18 protein-coding genes are annotated in these 18,625 nt (G+C 72.4%); 7 read left to right on the forward strand and 11 right to left on the reverse strand.

The genetic code is table 11. The annotated features are described in order from the left end of the window. Window positions 1-68 precede the first annotated feature (68 nt). Genes JOD51_RS11685 through rbsD form a run of 4 tightly spaced genes read left to right on the forward strand, consistent with a single transcriptional unit; the run spans window position 69 to window position 3,386 of the window. Window positions 69-1,040 (forward strand): ABC transporter permease, encoded by a 972-nt coding sequence (locus tag JOD51_RS11685; RefSeq protein ID WP_204608611.1) that lies wholly within the window; start codon window positions 69-71, stop codon window positions 1,038-1,040. Window positions 1,041-1,096: 56 nt separating this feature from the next. After that, window positions 1,097-2,047 (forward strand): substrate-binding domain-containing protein, encoded by a 951-nt coding sequence (locus JOD51_RS11690; protein ID WP_204608614.1) that lies wholly within the window; start codon window positions 1,097-1,099, stop codon window positions 2,045-2,047. Beyond that, window positions 2,044-3,006, forward strand: a complete 963-nt coding sequence (locus JOD51_RS11695) for a ribokinase (RefSeq protein WP_204608617.1) — start codon at window positions 2,044-2,046, stop codon at window positions 3,004-3,006. The genes JOD51_RS11690 and JOD51_RS11695 overlap by 4 nt, the downstream gene beginning before the upstream one ends. Further along, complete coding sequence (gene rbsD, locus JOD51_RS11700) at window positions 3,003-3,386, forward strand: D-ribose pyranase (RefSeq protein ID WP_204608619.1); 384 nt, start codon at window positions 3,003-3,005, stop codon at window positions 3,384-3,386. The genes JOD51_RS11695 and rbsD overlap by 4 nt, the downstream gene beginning before the upstream one ends. Window positions 3,387-3,443: 57 nt before the next feature. Here rbsD and JOD51_RS11705 read toward each other — a convergent pair whose 3' ends face one another. From JOD51_RS11705 to JOD51_RS11720, 4 genes are read right to left on the reverse strand one after another with little or no spacing between them, the layout of a single operon-like run. Beyond that, window positions 3,444-3,761: a transcriptional regulator gene (locus JOD51_RS11705; protein WP_204608622.1), complete on the reverse strand. Its 318-nt coding sequence runs from the start codon at window positions 3,759-3,761 to the stop codon at window positions 3,444-3,446. Next, complete coding sequence (locus JOD51_RS11710; RefSeq protein ID WP_204608625.1) at window positions 3,758-4,246, reverse strand: hypothetical protein; 489 nt, start codon at window positions 4,244-4,246, stop codon at window positions 3,758-3,760. Before JOD51_RS11710 ends, JOD51_RS11705 begins: the two co-directional genes overlap by 4 nt. Window positions 4,247-4,279: 33 nt before the next feature. Next, window positions 4,280-4,819, reverse strand: coding sequence for a GNAT family N-acetyltransferase (locus JOD51_RS11715; RefSeq protein WP_204608628.1), 540 nt, complete (start codon window positions 4,817-4,819; stop codon window positions 4,280-4,282). Beyond that, window positions 4,816-5,358, reverse strand: coding sequence for a GNAT family N-acetyltransferase (locus tag JOD51_RS11720; protein ID WP_204608630.1), 543 nt, complete (start codon window positions 5,356-5,358; stop codon window positions 4,816-4,818). Before JOD51_RS11720 ends, JOD51_RS11715 begins: the two co-directional genes overlap by 4 nt. A gap of 53 nt (window positions 5,359-5,411) precedes the next feature. Between JOD51_RS11720 and JOD51_RS11725 the strand changes: the two genes are divergently transcribed. Together JOD51_RS11725 and JOD51_RS11730 are read left to right on the forward strand one after the other, a co-directional pair. Next, window positions 5,412-6,038 carry an HAD family hydrolase gene (locus tag JOD51_RS11725; protein WP_204608633.1) on the forward strand — a complete coding sequence of 209 codons (627 nt, stop codon included), beginning with the start codon at window positions 5,412-5,414 and terminating at the stop codon, window positions 6,036-6,038. 27 nt (window positions 6,039-6,065) lie between these two features. Beyond that, entirely contained in the window at window positions 6,066-6,731 is a 666-nt protein-coding gene (locus tag JOD51_RS11730) for a CatA-like O-acetyltransferase (protein WP_204608636.1), read from the forward strand. Between the two features lie 89 nt (window positions 6,732-6,820). On the opposite strand, the gene JOD51_RS11735 is transcribed toward JOD51_RS11730, so the two are convergent. After that, window positions 6,821-7,402, reverse strand: a complete 582-nt coding sequence (locus JOD51_RS11735; protein WP_204608639.1) for an acetyltransferase — start codon at window positions 7,400-7,402, stop codon at window positions 6,821-6,823. A 149-nt stretch (window positions 7,403-7,551) separates the two neighbouring features. On the opposite strand from JOD51_RS11735, the gene JOD51_RS11740 reads away from it, so the two are divergent. Next, on the forward strand, window positions 7,552-8,883 hold the full coding sequence (locus JOD51_RS11740; protein WP_239539856.1) for a nucleotide disphospho-sugar-binding domain-containing protein: 1,332 nt from the start codon (window positions 7,552-7,554) through the stop codon (window positions 8,881-8,883). Between the two features lie 62 nt (window positions 8,884-8,945). Here the strand turns inward: JOD51_RS11740 and JOD51_RS11745 are convergent, their stop codons facing one another. From JOD51_RS11745 to JOD51_RS11770, 6 genes are all read right to left on the reverse strand, one after another. Continuing rightward, complete coding sequence (locus JOD51_RS11745) at window positions 8,946-9,500, reverse strand: hypothetical protein (protein ID WP_204608642.1); 555 nt, start codon at window positions 9,498-9,500, stop codon at window positions 8,946-8,948. Window positions 9,501-9,519: 19 nt separating this feature from the next. After that, on the reverse strand, window positions 9,520-10,137 hold the full coding sequence (locus tag JOD51_RS11750) for a TetR/AcrR family transcriptional regulator (protein ID WP_204608645.1): 618 nt from the start codon (window positions 10,135-10,137) through the stop codon (window positions 9,520-9,522). Next, on the reverse strand, window positions 10,130-10,990 hold the full coding sequence (locus tag JOD51_RS11755) for an alpha/beta fold hydrolase (RefSeq protein WP_204608648.1): 861 nt from the start codon (window positions 10,988-10,990) through the stop codon (window positions 10,130-10,132). The genes JOD51_RS11750 and JOD51_RS11755 overlap by 8 nt, the downstream gene beginning before the upstream one ends. A 66-nt stretch (window positions 10,991-11,056) precedes the next feature. After that, complete coding sequence (locus JOD51_RS11760) at window positions 11,057-14,413, reverse strand: glycoside hydrolase domain-containing protein (protein WP_204608651.1); 3,357 nt, start codon at window positions 14,411-14,413, stop codon at window positions 11,057-11,059. 14 nt (window positions 14,414-14,427) lie between these two features. Beyond that, complete coding sequence (locus JOD51_RS11765; RefSeq protein WP_204608653.1) at window positions 14,428-15,429, reverse strand: endo-beta-N-acetylglucosaminidase H; 1,002 nt, start codon at window positions 15,427-15,429, stop codon at window positions 14,428-14,430. 125 nt (window positions 15,430-15,554) lie between these two features. Beyond that, window positions 15,555-18,584: an alpha-mannosidase gene (locus tag JOD51_RS11770; protein ID WP_204608656.1), complete on the reverse strand. Its 3,030-nt coding sequence runs from the start codon at window positions 18,582-18,584 to the stop codon at window positions 15,555-15,557. Between the last annotated feature and the right edge of the window lie 41 nt (window positions 18,585-18,625).

Here is an 18,625-nt window from a genome sequence, read left to right on the forward strand (position 1 = left end):
GCACGGCCCGACGCGGCCGCGCGCCCTCCCCGCGTACAGCGCAGTACCCACCAGAAAGCACACGCCGCATGTCATCGACCACTGTGAAGGCCCCGAACCGGTCCTCCTCGTTCACGAAGTTCCTGGCGAACAACGGCGCCCTCGTCGGCCTCGTCGTGCTCTGCATCGCCCTCTTCATCGCGACGCCGGACTTCCTGACCGGCCGCAACCTCCTCAACATCGGCATCCAGGTGTCGACCGTGGCCGTGCTCGCGTTCGGCGTCACGTTCGTCATCGTCGCGGGCGGCATCGACCTGTCCGTCGGGTCCGTCGCCGCGCTGTCGGCGATGGTGTCGGCGTGGTTCTTCGCGACCGCGGGGCTGCCGGGCTGGCTCGCCCTGGTCGGTGGTCTGGTCGCGGGGCTCGTCACCGGCGTCGTGAACGGCCTGGCGAGCGCCTACGGCAAGCTGCCGTCGTTCATCGCGACCCTGGCGATGCTCAGCGTCGCCCGTGGTCTCACGCTCGTGCTGTCGGACGGCAAGCCGGTGCCGACCTCGCCCCAGGTGTCGTTCCTCGGCGGTGACATCGGCCCGGTGCCGGTGCCGATCATCGTCCTCGTGGTCGCTGCCCTGATCGCGTCCTTCATCCTCAACCGCACCGTGATCGGTCGGAGCATGTACGCCGTCGGCGGCAACGCGGAGGCGGCACGGTTGTCGGGCCTCCCGGTCAAGCGCATCGTCGTCGTCGTGTTCGGCCTGTCCGGGCTGTTCGCCGCCCTCGCCGGCCTGCTGCTGGCGGGTCGCCTCGACTCGGCGCAGCCGCAGGCAGCCAGCGGCTACGAGCTCGACGCGATCGCGTCGGTCGTCATCGGTGGCGCCTCGCTCGCCGGCGGTGTCGGCCGGATCTCGGGCACCTTCATCGGTGCGCTCGTCCTCGTCGTGATCCGCAACGGCCTGAACCTGCTCAACGTCAGCTCGTTCTGGCAGCAGGTCGTCATCGGCCTGGTGATCGCGGTCGCCGTCGGGTTCGACGTGCTGCGCCGCAAGACGCGCAGCAGCTGACGCGCGCTCCACGCCGCTTCTTCCTCCCCCATCCCCTCTCCACAAAGGAACCAACGATGAAGTTCTCCTCCTTCCAGAAGGTCGCCACCGTCGGCGTCGTCGCCGGCCTGGTCGTCCTCGGCACCGCCGGGTGCAACCGCACGAGCAGCACCGGTGCCTCGGGCGGTGGCGACATGAAGATCACGCTCGCCCTCTCCACGCTCAACAACCCGTTCTTCGTCGAGGTCCGCGACGGCGCGAAGGCCGAGGCGAAGAAGCAGGGCGTCACCCTCGACGTCGTCGACGCCCAGAACGACTCCGCCCAGCAGGCCAACCAGCTGCAGACCGCCTCGAGCGGCAGCACGAAGGCCGTCATCGTCAACCCGGTCGACTCCGACGCCGCGGGCCCGAGCGTCACCGCACTGAACAAGGCGAAGATCCCGGTCATCGCCGTCGACCGCACCGTCAACGACGCCTCGGTCGACTCGTTCATCGCGAGCGACAACGTCGCCGGTGGCAAGCAGGCCGCCGACGACCTGGCGAAGGCGATCGGTGAGAAGGGCGAGATCCTCGTCCTCCAGGGTCAGGCCGGCACCTCCGCCAGCCGTGACCGCGGCCAGGGCTTCGCCGAGGGCATCAAGGCGTACCCGAACATCACGGTGGTCGGCAAGCAGACCGCGAACTTCGACCGTGCCACCGCGCTCGACGTCACGACCAACCTGCTGCAGGCCCACCCGGACGTCGTCGGCGTCTTCGCCGAGAACGACGAGATGGCCCTGGGCGCGATCAAGGCCCTCGGTGCGAAGGCCGGCACGAGCGTCAAGGTCGCCGGCTTCGACGGCGAGGCCGACGGCCTGAAGGCGATCGAGGACGGCACGCTGAGCAGCTCGGTCGCGCAGCAGCCCGCCAAGCTCGGTGCGCTGGCGGTCGACCAGGCCGTCAAGGCCGTCTCCGGCAAGGCCGACAAGACCGTCCAGGTGCCCGTCGTGTCGGTGACCAAGAGCAACGTCGGAGACTTCACCAAGTGAGCCGTCCCACCGGAACCGTGGTCGTCGTGGGTTCGCTCAACGTCGACCAGGTCGTGACCGTCGACCGCCACCCCGCGCCGGGTGAGACGCTCGTCGCGACCTCCTTCGCCCTGCTGCCCGGCGGCAAGGGCGCGAACCAGGCCGTCGCGGCCGCCCGCCGGGGCGCGCCGACCGTGATGGTGGGGAGCGTCGGACGCGACGGTGCGGCGGAGGTGGCCACGAGCCTCCTGGCCGACAGCGGCGTCGACGTCACCCACGTCCGCGCGGTCGACGCCCCCACCGGGCTCGCGACCGTGACGGTCGACCGCACCGGCGAGAACACGATCGTCGTGGTCCCCGGGGCCAACGCGTCGACCGGGGAGGAGGCCGTGCTCGCGGCCTCGGACACCGTCGCGTCGGCCGCGGTGGTCGTCCTGCAGGGCGAGGTCCCCGCGGACGGCATCGCGGCCGCCGCCACGGCGGCGACCGGGCGGGTCCTGCTCAACCTGGCACCCGTCGTGCCGGTCGGACGGGAGGTCGTGCTCGCCGCCGACCCGCTCGTCGTCAACGAGCACGAGGCAGCCCTCGTGCTGGCGCAGCTCGTCCCCGACTCCGTGGTGCCGACCGACGAGACCGCACTGGTCGGCGCACTGCGGTCGCTCGGCATCCGGTCGGTGGTCGTGACGCTCGGCGCACGCGGTGCGCTGGTGTCCGCCGGTGGACGCGACGTCGACCGGCCCGTCGTCGTCGCCGTGCCGTCGCCCCGGGTGCGGGCCGTCGACTCCTCCGGTGCCGGTGACGCGTTCGTCGGCGCGCTGGCAGCCGGGCTGGCGGCGGGCGACACCCTGCTCGACGCGGCCGGACAGGCCGTCCGGGTCGGTGCGTTCGCCGTGCAGGGCGTCGGGACGCAGCCGTCCTACCCCACGCTCGACGACGTGCTGCCGCGGGTCGGTACCGAGGACGCGGAGGTCGGCGCGTGAAGAAGGGCGGGATCCTCAACGCCGAGCTGAACGCCGGACTGAGCCGACTCGGACACGGGGACCTGGTCGTCGTCGCGGACTGCGGACTGCCGATCCCGCCCGGGGTGCCGGTGGTGGACCTCGCCCTCGTGCACGGCGTCCCGCGGTTCGTCGACGTCCTCGACGCACTGCTCGGCGACGCGGTGTTCCAGGAGTGCATCGCGGCGTCCGAAGCCGCGGGCACCGAGGCCGGCACCTGGCTCGGCGACCGGTTCCCCGACCGCCGCTCGGTGCCGCACGAGGAGCTGAAGACGATGTCCGCCGGTGCACGGCTGTTCGTCCGCACCGGCGAGGCGACGGCCTTCGCGAACGCGGTGCTGGTCTGCGGCGTCCCGTTCTGACCGCTCCCGCGGTGCTGCCGGGCTGACGTCGGCCGGTCTCGAGGGGCTTGGCGGACGTCAGCCCAGCAGTGCGCGCAGGGCCGCGACGTGTCCGCGGTAGGCGGTGCGGCCCTCCGGGGTGAGTGCGAGCCACGTCTTGACGCGCCCCTTGCCGGTCGGCTTGCGCACCGTCAGGTACCCGGCGTCCTGCAGCACCTTGACGTGCTTGCTCGTCACCGAGTCGCTCGCGCCGAGCACGTCGCGCACGACCGAGAACTCGGCCTGGTCGAGCGGCTCGAGGAACGCGCAGATCTGCAGACGGTTCGGGGCGTGCACGACCTCGTCGAACGCGCCGCCCCCGTCGCTCCCCCGGTCGGTCGTCGGCGTGGTGGTCACGAGACCCGGACCCGGCCGCGCCGCAACTCCGATCGGAGCCGACGGTCGAACCGGCTGCCGGCCACGACCATCGCCAGGGCGACGACCCCGGCCAGCACCCACACCGGCCACCGGAGGCCCGTGGACTCGTGCACGACGAAGGCCGCGAGCACCGCGACCACGTCGACGACCCCGACCGCCACCGCCCACCACGTCGCGGACCCGGCGCGGAGCCCGGAGACCCACACGCCGGTCAGTCGTCGGTAAGCCGAGACGAGCGCGATGATCCCGGCGAAGAAGACGAGGAGCACGACCGCGCGGACGAGGGTGTCGCCGAGCACGTAGCCGACCAGGTACCCGCCGCCGAGCAGGCCGAGGACGGGGTGGTACCACCAGGGGGTCACCAGACGATCGGCGACGGAGGCCCGGGTCGCGTCGACGGCGGCGAGCGCCTGTCGAGCGTCGGTCGGGTCGGCGGGGTCGACGTGCGCCGATTCGTTTTCCATGTCGGCAAGTCAATCACTTGCCAGTGTGGAAAGTCAATGGCCGGACGACACCGGAGGGTCGTCGCGCAGCCGCTGGAACATGCGGTGGTCCTGCCACCGGCCCGCGATCTCCAGGTACCGCGGAGCGAGCCCGTACTGGACGAACCCGTTCCGGGCCAGGACCCGCTGGGACGCGGTGTTGTGGACGAGGGTCTCCGCCTGGACCCGGTGCAGGCCGAGGTCGTCGAACACATGCCGGAGCGCTGCGGCGACCGCCCGGGTGGCGAGACCGCGGCCGGTGCGGTCCTCCGACAGCCAGTACCCCATCGCGCACGACCGGAACGGTCCACGCACGATGCCGCTGAGGGTCAGGCGGCCGGCCACCTCACCGGCGGCGTCGAGGACCACGAACGGGACGCTCTCGCCGCGATGGTGGCGCTCCAGGACCAGGTCGATGTCCCGCCGTTGCCCCTCGACGGTCTCGTGGTCGTCGGCGCGGATCGGGCTCCACGGGGCGAGGAACGCCCGGTTGCGGACGAGCAGGTCGGCGAGCGCACGACTGTCGTCCGGCTCGACCAGTCGGATCGCGGTCATCGGGTGCGCCCGTCCCGCGCGGCGCTGTCCAGCGTCCGGACGAGTTCGAGCGTGTTGCCGGCCGTGAACCCGACCGGACGCGTCCTCCCCGTGGGGACGAACCCGTGCCGTGCGTAGAAGCGGCGCGCGGGCTCGGCGTGCTCGTCCACGTACAACCGGAGGCGCGTGGCACCTCGTTCGAGCGCCCACCGGAGGATGCCGTCCAGCAGCGCGTCGGCCACCCCGTTCTCCCGCCCGCGGCGGTCAGGGGACACGAAGACGCCGGTGAGGACAGGGTCGGACCCGTCGTCGTCGTGGCTCTGCGCGCTCATCATGCCGATCCACCGCCCGGTGTCGGTCTCGACGGCAGCGAGGCTGGTCGCGTCCTCGGCCTGGCCGCGCCGGGCACGGAGCCGCCAGTCGGCCTCCGTCATCGCGAGCGTCGTCTCGAGCGTCGCCCCGTAGGAGATCGGGTTGTCGGTCGCGTTCTCGACGCGCAGGCCACGCACCAGCGGCCAGTCGTCCTCGACGGTTCGGCGGACGGAGAACGAGACAGCCATGTCTGCGACCGTACCGGGCTGCCCGCTCGCGGCCGGGGTGCGAGGATCGGCGTGTGCAGAACCGACGAGTCCCCACGGGCCTCCGGGCGGTCGTCTTCGACGTGGGCGAGACGCTCGTGGACGAGTCCCGGATCTGGTGGCGCAGCGCCGAGCTCGCGGGCGTCCCACCGTTCACGCTGATGGCGCTCCTCGGAGCGATGATCGAGCGGGGCGAGGACCACCGTGAGGTGTGGCGGATCCTCGGGATTCCGCATCCGCCGGTTGCTCCGCCGATCGAGGCGGTCGACCTGTACCCGGATGCGGTCGCGACGCTGGAGGCGGTCCGAGCCCACGGCCTCCTGGTCGGCATCGCGGGGAACCAGCCGGCCGGGGTCGAGCAGCAGCTGCGTGCGGCCGGTTGCGCGCCGGACTTCATCGCGTCGTCGACGTCCTGGGGTGTTGCGAAGCCGTCGCCGGAGTTCTTCGACCGGGTCGTCGCGGCGTCCGGCTGCCGTGCCGACGAGGTCCTGTACGTCGGCGACCGTCTGGACAACGACGTCCTGCCGGCGAGGGCAGCCGGGATGTGGGCCGCGTTCATCCGTCGCGGACCGTGGGGCCACGTGCACGCCGAGCGCATCGAGGTCGCCCAGGCCGACCTGCACCTGGAAACGTTGGACGGCGTGGTGCGCGCACTCCCCTGACAACGTCGCGGCCCTACGCTCGTGGCCATGGGGACCCTCCGACCGATCGACCTGTCCACCTGGCCGCGGCGTGAGCACTTCGCACACTACCGGGACCGCGTCCCCTGCACCTACGCGATGACGGTCGACGTCGACGTCACCGAACTCCGGTCGGCCCTCAGCGGGACGGCGGTCAAGAGCTCGATCGCCGTGATCTGGGCCCTGTCGACGATCGTGAACCGGCACCAGGAGTTCCGCATGGCGCTCGACCCGACCGGCGCTCCCGCGGTCTGGGACGTCGTGCACCCCGCGTTCACCGTGTTCAACGCCGAGCGGGAGACGTTCGCGGGGGTGTGGACGCCGCACCGGGACGACTTCCCGACCTTCCACGACGAAGCGGCCGAGGTCGTCGATCGGTACCGAACTGCGACGACGCTCTTCCCGCAGGCCGACACCCCGGCGAACACCTTCGACGTGTCGAGCATCCCGTGGGCGTCGTTCACCGGGTTCACGCTCCAGATCGGGGACGGGTGGGACCACCTGCTCCCGATCATCACGCTCGGACGGTACCGGCGGGCAGCGGAACGGACGGTGATGCCCGTCGCGGTCCAGGTGCACCACGCAGCGGCGGACGGGTTCCACACGGCACGACTGGTCAACGAGCTCCAGGAGCTGCTGGCGGCGCCGGAGTGGGCGCTGACGGTCGTGCGCTGACGAGTTTGTAACGCCGGAGCCGTGACCGGACACTCCTCGGTGTGCAGGACGAACAGGACGACAGGGCCCCTGACCCGCCGTGCAGACCGTCAGCCCCCGACCCGCCCGAGTGTGACCCACTCCTCGTCACGGACGTAGCCGAGCGCGTCGTTCGCCCGCTGGATCGCGGCGTTGTCCGCCGACCCGCCGGTCCGGAAGCGCGTGACACCCGCCGCGGAGAGCGCGAGGACCGAGGCGGCCTTGACCGCGACGCCGAGGCCACGACCCCGCTGGGTTCTGTGGACGACGGTGAAGTCGGTCTCGGCATCGGTGCCGTCGACGCTGACGAACGTCATCGCGACGAGTTCGCCGTCCGTCAGGAAGGCACCGAACGCCCGGCGCGCGGCCGACGGCGTCGCACCGGCCCGGTCGAGCGGCTCGTGCTGTGTCGCGACGCTCCCCGGGTAGTCCCCGGTCGTCCCCCGGTCGAGCTCGAGCACGGCGTCGGCGTCCGGGGCGCCCAGGGCGCGGACGAATCCGGGAGCGCCGGCGACGAGCGTCCGCAACCGGTACTCGTCGATCCGGTCCGCGTCGAGCTGCGCGGCGAACGAGCGGGCGACGACGACCCACCCGCTCGATTCGAGTTCCGTTCGCCGCGGCGACTGCGCCGGCAGCACGATGGTCTCCCCCATGGCTCGATGGTGGCACGCCTCGGGGCCTGGGCGGCGCGTGGACTGAGGCCATGTTCATGGAGTCACCCCGTGGCCTCACCATACGATCGTCTGACGAACACCGCCGTTCCGGTGGCCGGCACGATCGGCCGCTCCCCCGCCGTCCCCGAATGAATCGACCGAGAACCGTGCCGTCGTACCTGCTCTGCGCCCCACCCGTCTACGGCCACCTGGCACCGCTCGTCGCCGTCGGGCGCGGCCTCGTCGTGCGCGGACACGAGGTCACGATGCTCACCGGCGCGAAGTACCACGACCTCGTCGCCTCCGCCGGGATCCGGCACGTCCCCCTGCCCGCGAGCGTCGACTTCGACGACGGGCAGATGGAGGAGGTGCTCGGTGACGCCGGCAGTGCCCGTGGCATCACCCGTGTCCGCGAGGGCATGCTCGCCGTCTTCGTCCGGGTCATCCCGGGCCAGTACCGGGCGATGCGTGCGCTGCTGGACCGCGGCGGGTTCGACGCGGTCCTCGGCGAGGCGGCTTTCACGGGTCTCGCACCGTACCTCGCCCTCCCACCGGAGGACCGCCTGCCCGTCCTCGGCGTGGGGACGACACCGGTGACGATGGGGAGCGTCGACACGGCTCCGTTCGGCGCCGGCCTGCAGCCCGGACGGGGACCGATCGGCGCTCTCCGCAACCGCCTGCTCACCGCTGCGCTGCGACCGGCGCTCACCCAGCCGCTCCGTCGCGCGGCCGACACGATGCTGGCGCAGGTCGGCGCGCCGCCGTCCCCGATCGACACCTTCGACTTCGCCTACCGGTGCTTCGACCAGCTGTTCCAGCTGGGTGTGGCGGAGCTCGAGTACCCACGCCGTGAGCTGCCCACCTCGGTGCACTTCGTCGGACCGCTGCGATCGACGGACGACCCGCAGCAGGCCGAGTCCCTGCCGGACTGGTGGCGGGACCTCCGTCTCGGCCGCCCCGTCGTGCACGTCACGCAGGGCACGATCGACAACGTCGACCTCGGTCGGCTGGTGGTCCCGGCCCTGCGCGCACTGGCCGACGAGGACGTCCTGGTCGTCGTGAGCACCGGCGGACGGCCGGTCGACGAGGTGGAACGTGCCTTCGGCGGCGCGTTGCCGGGGAACGCGCGCGTGGCGACCCACCTGCCCTACGACCGCCTGCTGCCGCTGTGCGACGTGGTCGTGACGAACGGCGGGTTCGGCGGGGTGCAGCGAGCCCTGGCCCACGGTGTCCCCCTCGTCGTCGCGGGCTCGACCGAGGACAAGCCCGAGGTCGCAGCCCGGGTCGCCTGGGCCGGCTGCGGGCGCGATCTGCGGACCGGGACACCCCGGGCCCAGGCCGTCGGCCGTGCGGTTGCCGAGGTGCTGACGTCACCGTCGTTCGCGGCGCGGAGTCGCGAGGTCGCCGCGGCGATCGCCCGACTCCCCGATCCGGTGGACGTCATCGAGGCAGCCCTCACCGCGGCGGTCGCGCGCCGCTGACGCAGCCATGCGGGACACCGGCGTCATCCCGCGCCAACCGGCGCAACCGGCGCCAACCAGCGTCAGCCGAGGCCGGCCTGACGCGGGTCCGGCCGCGGGGCGGTGAACGCCGCCCACTCCTTCGGGCAGTGCTCCGCGAACCACGTCTCGACCCGGTCGGTGCCCGGGTGGCCGCGGGTGGCCCGGACGAGCCGCTTCCGCCCCCGCTGGTCCCGCGCGATGACGGTGTGGAACGTGATGTCGTTCTTGGACTGCACCTCGAGCTGGAACCGGCCGATGTCCTCAGGGCGGACGGCCCTCGGCTTGCGGAACCCGAAGACGACCTCGAGGTGTCGGTCGTACCCCTCGATGCGGGAGCGCCGGATCGCTGCGGCCGCGAGGAGCCAGAGCGCGCCGTGGCCGCAGAAGAAGAACACCGAGAGGCCCGCCATCGTGGCTGCGTCCGGTTCGCCGGAGAGGCCGTCCCGCAGCGCCGTGACCGCCCCGAAGAGGACGATGCCCGCCCCGAAGACCGCGACGCCGATCCAGAGCCAGGACGGCCGGTGTGCGGTGAACAGCGGCTGTGCGCGCCCGACGGCCGGCTTCTGCCCGCCCCAGGTGTTGATCGTGTCGCTCATGGTCCCCCCGGTCAACAGCCTACCGAGCAGCGACGCCCTCGTCATCGACGACCGCGCGCCCGCCCCCGTCCGACGCCCGTGCCCGGAGTCCCTGGTCGAGGAAGTCGATCATCCACGTGAAGCTCTCGTCGACGTCGGTGCCGAGCTGGAACCCGCCGGACACCTCGAGCGTGGCGAACCCGTGCAGCATGCTGCGGAGCATCCGGAGCGCGTGCACCTCGTCGGCCGGGTCGAGTCCGTAGTCGCGGAGGACGGTGACGAAGGACGACAGTGACCGATCGAGGGCCGTGGCGAGCGGGTCGTCGGCCTCTGCCGGGCGGGTGCCGGTGGTGGCCGCGTAGCGGCCGGGGTGCTCCTGCACGTACCGACGCACGGTGCGCGCGGCGGCGGCCAGGGCCTCCCGTCCGGTCCGCCCCCGGGTCGCGTCGGTCAGTTCCCCGGTGAGCTCCGCGGCGGCGAGCGCGGCGATCCGTCGGGTCAGGTCCGGGAGGCCTGCCACGTGCTTGTAGAGCGACGGCGGCTTCACGCCGAGCCGGTCCGCGACGGTGCTCATGCTCAGCTGGGCGAGGCCGTTCTCGTCGGCCAGGGCGGCGGCCGCCTCGGTGACGACGGAGGGATCGAGTCCGGCCCTAGGCACGGTCACCCCCGGTGGTGGTGGCCGTCAGGGTGCGGCCGAGGAACGGCAGCACGAGCGCCAGGACCTCGGCGGGCGTCTCGGTGTGCGGGTAGTGGCCGGCACCGTCGATGACGGCGAGTTCGCCGAGTCCGGTCGGCAGGTCGCCGATGACGCGGCGGCCCTCCGCGGCCGGGTCCGCCCAGTCCGGGTCGGCACCACCCTGGACGACGAGGACCGGGCAGCGGACGTCCGCCAGTCGTGCGCCGGCGTCCGCGGGGGTCGTCTTGGTCATGGCCTGGAGGGCCGTCATCCGTCCGGGACGTCGCAGTGCGTCCTCGATGCGGCCGCGTTCCACGGCCCAGTCGCTGGGCTTGGTGGGGACGGCGAGGTCGAGGTAGGCGAGCCACCCGGGCAGGCTGCCGGAGACCATCACGCGGAGGAGCTGGACCGTGCCGGAGCGGTGGCGGTTCCGGTTGCGGAGGAACCCGCCGAGGTCGAACGACTGCGCCCGGGTGAAGGGGGCGAGTTCGACGACGCCGGTGATGACGTCCGGGGCGTCGGCGGCGGCGATGGTCGCAGCCCCGCCGCTGATGGACTGTCCGACGATGACGGCCGGGCCGCCGAGGTGCCGGACGACGGCGACGAGGTCCCCGGCGATGTCGGTGCGGGAGTACCCGGACCACCCGGTGCTCGAGTCGCCGCAGCCGCGGATGTCGACGTTCGCGACCCGGTACCCGGCGGCGACGAGTTCCGGCACCATGAACCGGTACGAGTGTCGGCTGTCCCCCATGCCGTGGGCGAGGACGACGAGGGGTCCGGTACCGCTGACGTCGACGGCGATGGTGCCGCCGTCGCGTTCGATGTGTTCGAGCATGTGTGCCTCCTGGCTACGAGCGTTAGCCAAAAGCTAACACCCATAGCCAGAAGCGTCAACACCCGGTCAGGAACCGCCGCCGTCCGCCGCGATGAGCTGCAGCTGCGTCAGCGCGATCGGCGTCAGCGCCTCGAACGCGAGCGTCCCGCCGTCCACCCCGCCGGCGAACGGGAACACCCGGGTCTGGCCGTCCCGGTCGAACACCTCGTCCCGGCCGTCGAGCACGTGCACCGCCGCATCGTCGGCGTCCCGCAGCACGATCCGCCACGACCCGGTCCCGGCCGCGGCGACCGTCACCGTGACGAGTGACGCCGCCGACACGGTGACCGGCACGACGACCGACTCCCCGGGCCCGAGCGACACGACGGTCGCCCCGGTGTCGTCGGTGAGTGGCGACACCCCGACGGGCAGCACGTCATCCGGCGTGTCCCGGTACCCGTGCAGCGCGGAGGCCGATGCCGGGCGACTGTCGGCCGCCCAGCCCTTGGGTGTCTCGGCGAGCGCCACCTCGATGCGCGAAGCGCCGACGACGACCGCGTGCGGGATGCTCACCGACTCCCAGGGCTCCCCGTCGACGGTGACCGACGCGATGTACGCACCGGCGCCGGTGGTCTCGATGACGGTGGACGCGCCTCTCCCCGGCTGCCGCAGCACCGACCGGCGGACCGACGGCGGCACGATCACGTAGGTGCCCGTCGACGGCGCCAGCGGGTACAGCCCGATCGTGGCGAAGACGTACCAGGCGCTCATCTCGCCGTTGTCCTCGTCGCCCGGGTACCCCTGGCCGAGGTCCGAGCCGACGAACAGCCGCTCCAGGCACTCGCGGACGACGCGGTGGGCGTCGTCGTGCCGGCCGGTGAACATCGGGAAGAACGGGATGTGGTGCGCCGGCTGGTTCGACAGCCCGAGCATGCCCATCCGGATGTCGCGGGCCTCGGTCATCTCGTGGATCGCGAAGCCGTAGGAGCCGGAGCGGTCCGTGCCGCCGGTCTCGCGTCGCGCCCAGAAGCGGGCGAACGCCTGGTCGAAGGCAGCCGGTCCGCCGTGCAGGTCGACGACCCCGGCGCCGTCGTGCGGGGCGGTGAACATCGTGCCCCACGCGTTCGTCTCGGTGTAGTCGCTGCCCCACACGTCGGGGTCGAAGCCGCCGTCCGGGTCGACACCGCCGTCCGCGCCGCCGTCCGCGCCGGCGTCCGCACCGGCGTCGCGCCAGCCGCCGTCGCGCCAGCCGCCGTCGCGCCAGCCGCCGTCGGGCGTCCGGCCGATGAAGAACCCGCGGTCGCGGTCGAAGACGTTCCGGTACTGCAGCGACCGCCGTGCGAACCACTCGTGCTCGGCCCGATACCGGACAGCGCCGGCGTCGTCGCCGGCCGCGACGGCCCGGTCCGCCATCGCGTCCGCCAGCACCGCCACACCCCAGTCGTTGATGGCCGCGTCGAGCGTCCACGACATGCCCTCGCCGGTCGCCGTGTCGACGTACCCGCGGAACAGGCCAGGGAGGCTCCCCTTCCGCCCGACCCGCCGGTCCCGTGCCGGGACGGTCGCGTTGCACACCGCCGACCGGTACGCCTGCGCGACGTCGAACCCGTCGACCCCCTTCGCGACGAGGTCGGCGAAGACGGTGTCGCTCGTGGTGCCGGTCATCACGTCCTCGGCGCCGGGGGCACTCCAGCGCGGGGTCCAGCCGCCGTCGCTGAAGTGTCCGACGACGCCCTCGGCCAGGTCGGCCGCGGTGTCCGGGGTGAGGAGCGCGAGGAGCGGCCAGGCGGTCCGGTAGGTGTCCCAGAACCCGTTCGTGGTGGTGAGCGGTCCGTCGACGACCTCGGGGCCGGGCTCGTCGCGGATCGGCTCGGACAGGACGTCGCCGTACGGGGACCGGTGTCGGGGACGGCCGACCGGATCGGTCCGGCGGACCAGGGCGGTCTCCCCCGCCCGGGTCGGGTAGAGGAAGGCCCGGTAGAGCCCGGAGTAAAGCGACACGAGCTGGTCCGGCGTCGCGCCCTCGACCTGCAGCGTGTCGAGTTCGGCGCTCCAGCGGTCCTCGGCGTGCCGGCCCATCGCGTCGAAGTCCCCCGCATCGTCGAGGTTCGCTGCCGCGTCCTCGGCGGAGACGGTCGAGATGCCGAGCAGGACCTCGGTGTCGCCGGACACCTCGACCCGGCCGCGGAGCAGCCCGCCGACGAACGTGGTGTGGTCGGCGACGGCGTCCGCGATCCGGAGGTGCACGTGGTGTGGCGGCGTCTCGGCCCGGTCGTCGAGCAGGGCGTCCACGACCGCTGTGCCGTCCTCGAGCCGGACCGCGCACGAGCGGAGGACGCCGTGGTGGTCGAGGACGATGCTCCGGACACCGGTGAAGCGCCACGCCAGGGCGAACTCCCCGGCGGTCATCTCGGCGGTGACGCCCGCGTCGAGGGCGACCCGGTAGCGGTGCGGGCCGTCGAGCTCGTCGACGTGGTCGAACCCGAGTGCGCGGGCGGTCCGGTCGACGTCGGGGTCGGCGAGCGGGGACGGCATCACCTGGAACACCCCGCGGTCGGCCATCCACGGCGACGGCAGGTGGCTCGTCGCGAAGGCCTGGATCGTCGGCCGGTTGTCGCTCGGTCGGTTGTGCTCCTGGTAGGCGTACGGCCACCGACTGTCGGCGGCGTTCGTCATCGGCAGGCCGAACACTCCGCCGTGCGGCAGGCCGACGAGCGGTGCGTTGTTGCCGCGGGAGAACGTGCCGGACGAGTGCGTGCCGCGGGTGGTGCGGACGTGGTCGAGCGGGCGGGCGTCGGCGGGCAGGGCTCCGGTCGCGGGGCCGGCGGGCTCGACGCGGACGTCGTCGAGCCAGCCGCGCACCGGGCGGTCCCCAGCAGCGGCGCCGTCCGCAGCGGTGGCGGGGGCGGTGGCGGACGCGGGCCGGTCTGCCCGGCCGAGGCGGGCCTCCAGGCGGTCCACGACCCGGCCGACGTGCGCCGACAGGTCGACGGTCCGCCGGTTCCACTGGTCGACCCACTGCTTGCGGGCGTCGTCCTGCGCCTCCGGGGTGACCGCGTCGCCGTACTGGTCGTGGGCACCGCCGTCGCTCAGTCGGGTGCCGTCGGTGAAGACGATGTCGAGTGCGAACGCCGTGGCGGCCCAGAAGCCGTCCAGGTCCCGTTCGGCCGGTTCGGTCTGCCCCGCGGGCAGCGACCGCTCCGGGAACCAGACCCAGGTCAGGACGTCGGTCGGACCGACCTCGTGACCGTCGAACCCGGGGACGACCACGACGGTCGGCCCCGGGTCGGTCCGTTCGACCGGGGTCGCCTCGTGCGAGACGAACCCGACCCCGTTCCGGGCCGCGACGGCGGTCGACGGGCCGGCAGCCGTCGGACTGGCAGTCGTCGGACTGGCAGTCGTCGGACTGGTAGTCGTCTGGCCGCCACGGCGTGCGTCACTCACGGATCCGTCGTCTCCTACTTGTAGACGGCCGACTGGCCGTACAGCACCTTCGTGAACCCGGACACGTACGGGCTGACGTCGCCGTCCGGCAGGTTGTACGTCATGAAGACGCCGTACCCGTCAGCCTTCGTGCGCTGCGCCAGGCTCACCGCGGTCGCTGCCGGGGTGTTCTGGATGTCGACCGCCGCGGCGGACAGCTTCGACTTCGGCACTCCGGGGATGCTCGGCGCCGTGTAGGTGCCGTAGTAGGGGTTCCAGGCGTAGTCGAGCTTCTTGCCGACGGACGGGTTCGCGGTCTTCAGGGCGTCGGACGAGGGGCCGATGTCGTAGAACGAGATGATCTTGCCCGGCATGTCCGCACGGAGCGCCGAGATCAACCACCCGATCGACTGCTCGTTCGGCTGCGCGGTGCCGTCCACGCCGTAGTCCGAGTACTCGTCGTCCAGGTCCACACCGTCCAAGCCGTACTTCTTGACAGTTGCGGCGACCTGCGCGGCGAAGTCCCGAGCCTCGGCCTTCGAGGTGAAGTTCGCCAGCCCGGTGCCCTGGTGGTTCCCGAGCACCGAGAGCGTCACCTTGATGCCCTTGGCCTGCAGCGGTCGGATCTGCGTCGCTGCCTGGTCGAGGGTGCGCTGCACGTTCTCGTTGGCGTACAGGACCGCGTCGCCGTCGGCGTCACGGTTGATGTTCGCGGCGAAGATGATCGCGACGTCGAACGCGTTCGCGCCGTTCGCGAGGGTGTACCGGCCGACGTTCCGCAGTTCGTCGTTGTTCACCTCGACGTACGCGATGCTCGTCGGACCCGTCTTGGTCGGGGCGCTGTGGCCCGGCCGCCCGTGACCGTGGCCCCCGTGCCCGCCGTGGCCGTGGCCCTGGCCCTGGCCCTGGCCCTGGCCCTGGCCGTGCGATGCCGCGGCCGACTCGCCCGGTGCTGCTGATGCGGCGGCGGGCACCATCGGTGCCGCCACCATGGCGACCAGCGCCGCCACGATCCCGATCTTCATGGACTTCTGCATGACACTCCTCTTCGAGTGGTGTCCACGACGACGAGGTGCCGTCGCGGGGTCCACGACCGACCGGCCGTGGAGCCCGCCGCCGGGACACCCGAAGTCCCGACGGCGGGGGTCTCAGCCGACGCCGGTCAGCGGCCGCTCCGCGGGAAGCGGAAGGTGCGGACCTCGAACGCGTCGACCGCGATGGCCGCCACCCCGTCGGTGACCGCGGCCACCCCGGGCAGCGCCGCGTCGGGCTCCTCGAGCAGGGTGACCTCGACCGGGTCGCCGAACGGCCCGTCGACGCCGAGTCCGCCGGTGCCCCGGCGTCCGGCCGGCTCGTAGACGCGGACGACCAGGTCACCGGAGCGGTCGTCGGCGAGCTTCACGGCCGACACCACCACGTCGCCGGAGGCCCGGACGAGCGGCGCGAACCCGTGGTCACCGGTGACGGTCCGGGCGGCGCTGTTCATCGCCGTGCCGGCCGCGGTCGCGCCGAGGACGTCGGTGCCGATGACCAGGCCGTACCGGTGGGTCTGCACGCCCTGGTCGGTCTCCGGGTCCGGGAACCGCGGCGCCCGGAGCAACGAGAGTCGCAGGGTCGTGGTGACGTGGCCGTCGACCGCGTCGCGGGTGACGTCGAACCCGTGGATCGAGTCGTTCACGAGCGCGACACCGAACCCGGGCTCCTCGGCGAGGACGTACCGGTGCATCGACGTCTCGAACTTGGCGGCCTCCCACGACGTGTTCGTGTGGGTCACCCGCTTCTGCGCGCCGAACTGGGTCTCTGCGATGGTGTGCTCGGCGCGGACGTCGAGCGGGAACGCCACCTTGAGGAACTTCTCGGTCTCGTGCCAGTCCGTGACCTGGGCGAACTCCAGGGTGCGGGTGTCCGGCGCGAGCGTGATCTCCTGCGTCACGGTCGACTCGCTGAACGCCCGCGAGACGGTGACGCGTGCGGTGCCGTCCGCGTCGACCGAGCCGCGCAGGGCGGTGACGTCGACCAGGTCGTCGACCCGGTTCCGGTAGTACCGGTCGACGTCCCACGCGTCCCACATGTTCGGGAAGTCCTGGTGCAGCTGCAGCAGGTTCGCGACCTGCCCGGGAGCGATCGCGTCGCGGCCGGTGGTCAGTTCGACGGCGCTCGTGACGAGTCCGCGGCCGTCGATGACGACGCGCACCAGCTCGTTGGTGAGCACGAACCCGCCGTCGGCCTCGGTGAGCGACACCGCGGTCGTCGCCGGCACGTCGGTCGCGACGACCGCGCTGAGCGCTCCGGTGCCGGCCTGGAGGACCGGGGCCGGGTTCACGACGACCGTCCGGTCCCCGTTCCCGGCGAGGGCCGACAGGGCGGCGGCGATGAGGGCCTCCAGGCGGTCGGCGATCTCCGCGTACCGCTCGACGGCCTCGCGGTGCACCCACGCGATCGAGGTGCCCGGCAGGATGTCGTGGAACTGCTGGAGCAGGACCTGCTGCCACAGCGCGTCGAGCTCCTCGTACGGGTACGCGAAGTCGGTGCGGGCGGCGGCCGTGGCGCACCAGAGCTCGGCCTCGACGAGCAGGTGCTCGCTGCGGCGGTTGCCCTGCTTCGTCTGGTGCTGGCTGGTCAGCGTCGCACGGTGCAGCTCGAGGTACAGCTCACCGACCCACACCGGCGGGTTCTCCAGCTCGGACTTCGCCCGGTCGAAGAACACGTCCGGGTGCTCCCACGTCACGCGGGCGCTGCCCTCCAGATCCGCCAGGCGTGCGGCCGTGCCGGTCATCTCACGCGTCGTGCCACCGCCACCGTCGCCCCAACCGACCGGCGCGATCGAGCCCGTGGCCAGACGGTTCTCGCGGAACTGGCGCGAGGCCTTCGCGACCTCGGACCCGGACAGCCGCGAGTTGTAGGTGTCCATCGACGGGAAGTGCGAGAACACCCGCGACCCGTCGATGCCCTCCCACAGGAACGTGTGGTGCGGGAACTTGTTCACCTGGTTCCACGAGATCTTCTGCGTGAAGAACCACTCGAACCCCGCACGCCGCATCAGCTGCGGCAGCGCCGGCGAGTACCCGAAGCTGTCCGGCAGCCACACACCCTTCGGCCGGATACCGAACTCGCGCTCGAAGAACCGCTGCCCCTGCGAGAACTGCCGGACGATGCTCTCCCCGGTCGGCATCACCGTGTCGGACTCGACCCACATCCCACCGAGCGGCAGGAAGCGACCAACGGCGACGGCGGCCTTGACCTTCGCGTAGACCTCGGGACGGTGCTCCTTGATCCACGCGTACTGCTGCGCACTGGACATGCCGTACAGGAAGTCGTCGGTCTGCCCGATCAGCTCCGTCATCGACGAGGTGGTGCGCGCGACCTTGCGGATCGTCTCGCGCACCGGCCAGAGCCACGCGGAGTCGATGTGCGCATGCCCGACGGCCGAGATCCGGTGCGCCGAGGCCTCAGCCGGAGCGGCGAGCACCTCGACGAGCGCGGCCCGGGCGTCCCCGGCGGTCTCCGGGATCTGCTGCAGGTCGAGCGCGTCGAGGGCGCCGTCGAGGGCCTGCAGGATCCGCATCCGCCGCGGCCCCTGCGGCAGCTCCTCCTGCAGCTCGAGCAGCACGTCGATGTCGAGCGCGAGCTCGTGCACCTCGGACGCGAACACCGCCAGGTCCATCCGCCGCGACGTGTACAGCCGCTTCGGGGACGAAGTCCGCACGTCACCCTCCTGCGTCACGAGGAAGGGGTGATAGTCGAGCAGCACCGGGTTCGACGCGGCCTCGACGAAGAACTCGACGGTCTCGCCGCCGACGGCTTCCTCGGCGATGAGCACCCACTGGTTGCGCGGGTTGATCGACTTCACCGGCGTGCCGTCGGACAGGTACACCAGGCCCTCGCACTGGAAGCCCGGCATGTTCTTGTCGAAGCCGAGGTCGATGAGCGCCTCGACGCGCTGCCCGGCCCACGCGGTGGGGACCGTGCCGCTGAGCCGGAACCAGGTGGTGCCCCACGCGGCGCCCCAGGGCGTACCGACCGCGTACGGCTCGTAGCTGAGCGCGAGGCCGTCGGCGGGGGCGATCGGCTCACCGGGCAGCTCGTGCCAGGCGGCGTCGAGCGAGACGGCGGTGGCGTGCACCTCGGGCAGGATGCGCTCGTCGAGCACGCGGCGTGCGCGGCCGATGGTGAGCGGGATGTCGTCGTGCATGGGTCCTTCCGGGGGACGGCGGGGAACAGCGGTGGTCGTGC

The sequence above is a fragment of the Curtobacterium herbarum genome (assembly GCF_016907335.1).
In the GTDB taxonomy this organism is placed as follows: domain Bacteria; phylum Actinomycetota; class Actinomycetes; order Actinomycetales; family Microbacteriaceae; genus Curtobacterium; species Curtobacterium herbarum.

What these genes read in the sequence shown, in the direction of transcription:
- JOD51_RS11685 (WP_204608611.1), top strand. Translation starts at nt 69, where the DNA reads ATGTCATCGACCACTGTGAAGGCCCCGAACCGGTCCTCCTCGTTCACG.
- JOD51_RS11690 (WP_204608614.1), top strand. Translation starts at nt 1,097, where the DNA reads ATGAAGTTCTCCTCCTTCCAGAAGGTCGCCACCGTCGGCGTCGTCGCC.
- JOD51_RS11710 (WP_204608625.1), bottom strand. Translation starts at nt 4,246, where the DNA reads ATGGAAAACGAATCGGCGCACGTCGACCCCGCCGACCCGACCGACGCT.
- JOD51_RS11715 (WP_204608628.1), bottom strand. Translation starts at nt 4,819, where the DNA reads ATGACCGCGATCCGACTGGTCGAGCCGGACGACAGTCGTGCGCTCGCC.
- JOD51_RS11720 (WP_204608630.1), bottom strand. Translation starts at nt 5,358, where the DNA reads ATGGCTGTCTCGTTCTCCGTCCGCCGAACCGTCGAGGACGACTGGCCG.
- JOD51_RS11730 (WP_204608636.1), top strand. Translation starts at nt 6,066, where the DNA reads ATGGGGACCCTCCGACCGATCGACCTGTCCACCTGGCCGCGGCGTGAG.
- JOD51_RS11735 (WP_204608639.1), bottom strand. Translation starts at nt 7,402, where the DNA reads ATGGGGGAGACCATCGTGCTGCCGGCGCAGTCGCCGCGGCGAACGGAA.
- JOD51_RS11740 (WP_239539856.1), top strand. Translation starts at nt 7,552, where the DNA reads ATGAATCGACCGAGAACCGTGCCGTCGTACCTGCTCTGCGCCCCACCC.
- JOD51_RS11745 (WP_204608642.1), bottom strand. Translation starts at nt 9,500, where the DNA reads ATGAGCGACACGATCAACACCTGGGGCGGGCAGAAGCCGGCCGTCGGG.
- JOD51_RS11755 (WP_204608648.1), bottom strand. Translation starts at nt 10,990, where the DNA reads ATGCTCGAACACATCGAACGCGACGGCGGCACCATCGCCGTCGACGTC.
- JOD51_RS11765 (WP_204608653.1), bottom strand. Translation starts at nt 15,429, where the DNA reads ATGCAGAAGTCCATGAAGATCGGGATCGTGGCGGCGCTGGTCGCCATG.
- JOD51_RS11770 (WP_204608656.1), bottom strand. Translation starts at nt 18,584, where the DNA reads ATGCACGACGACATCCCGCTCACCATCGGCCGCGCACGCCGCGTGCTC.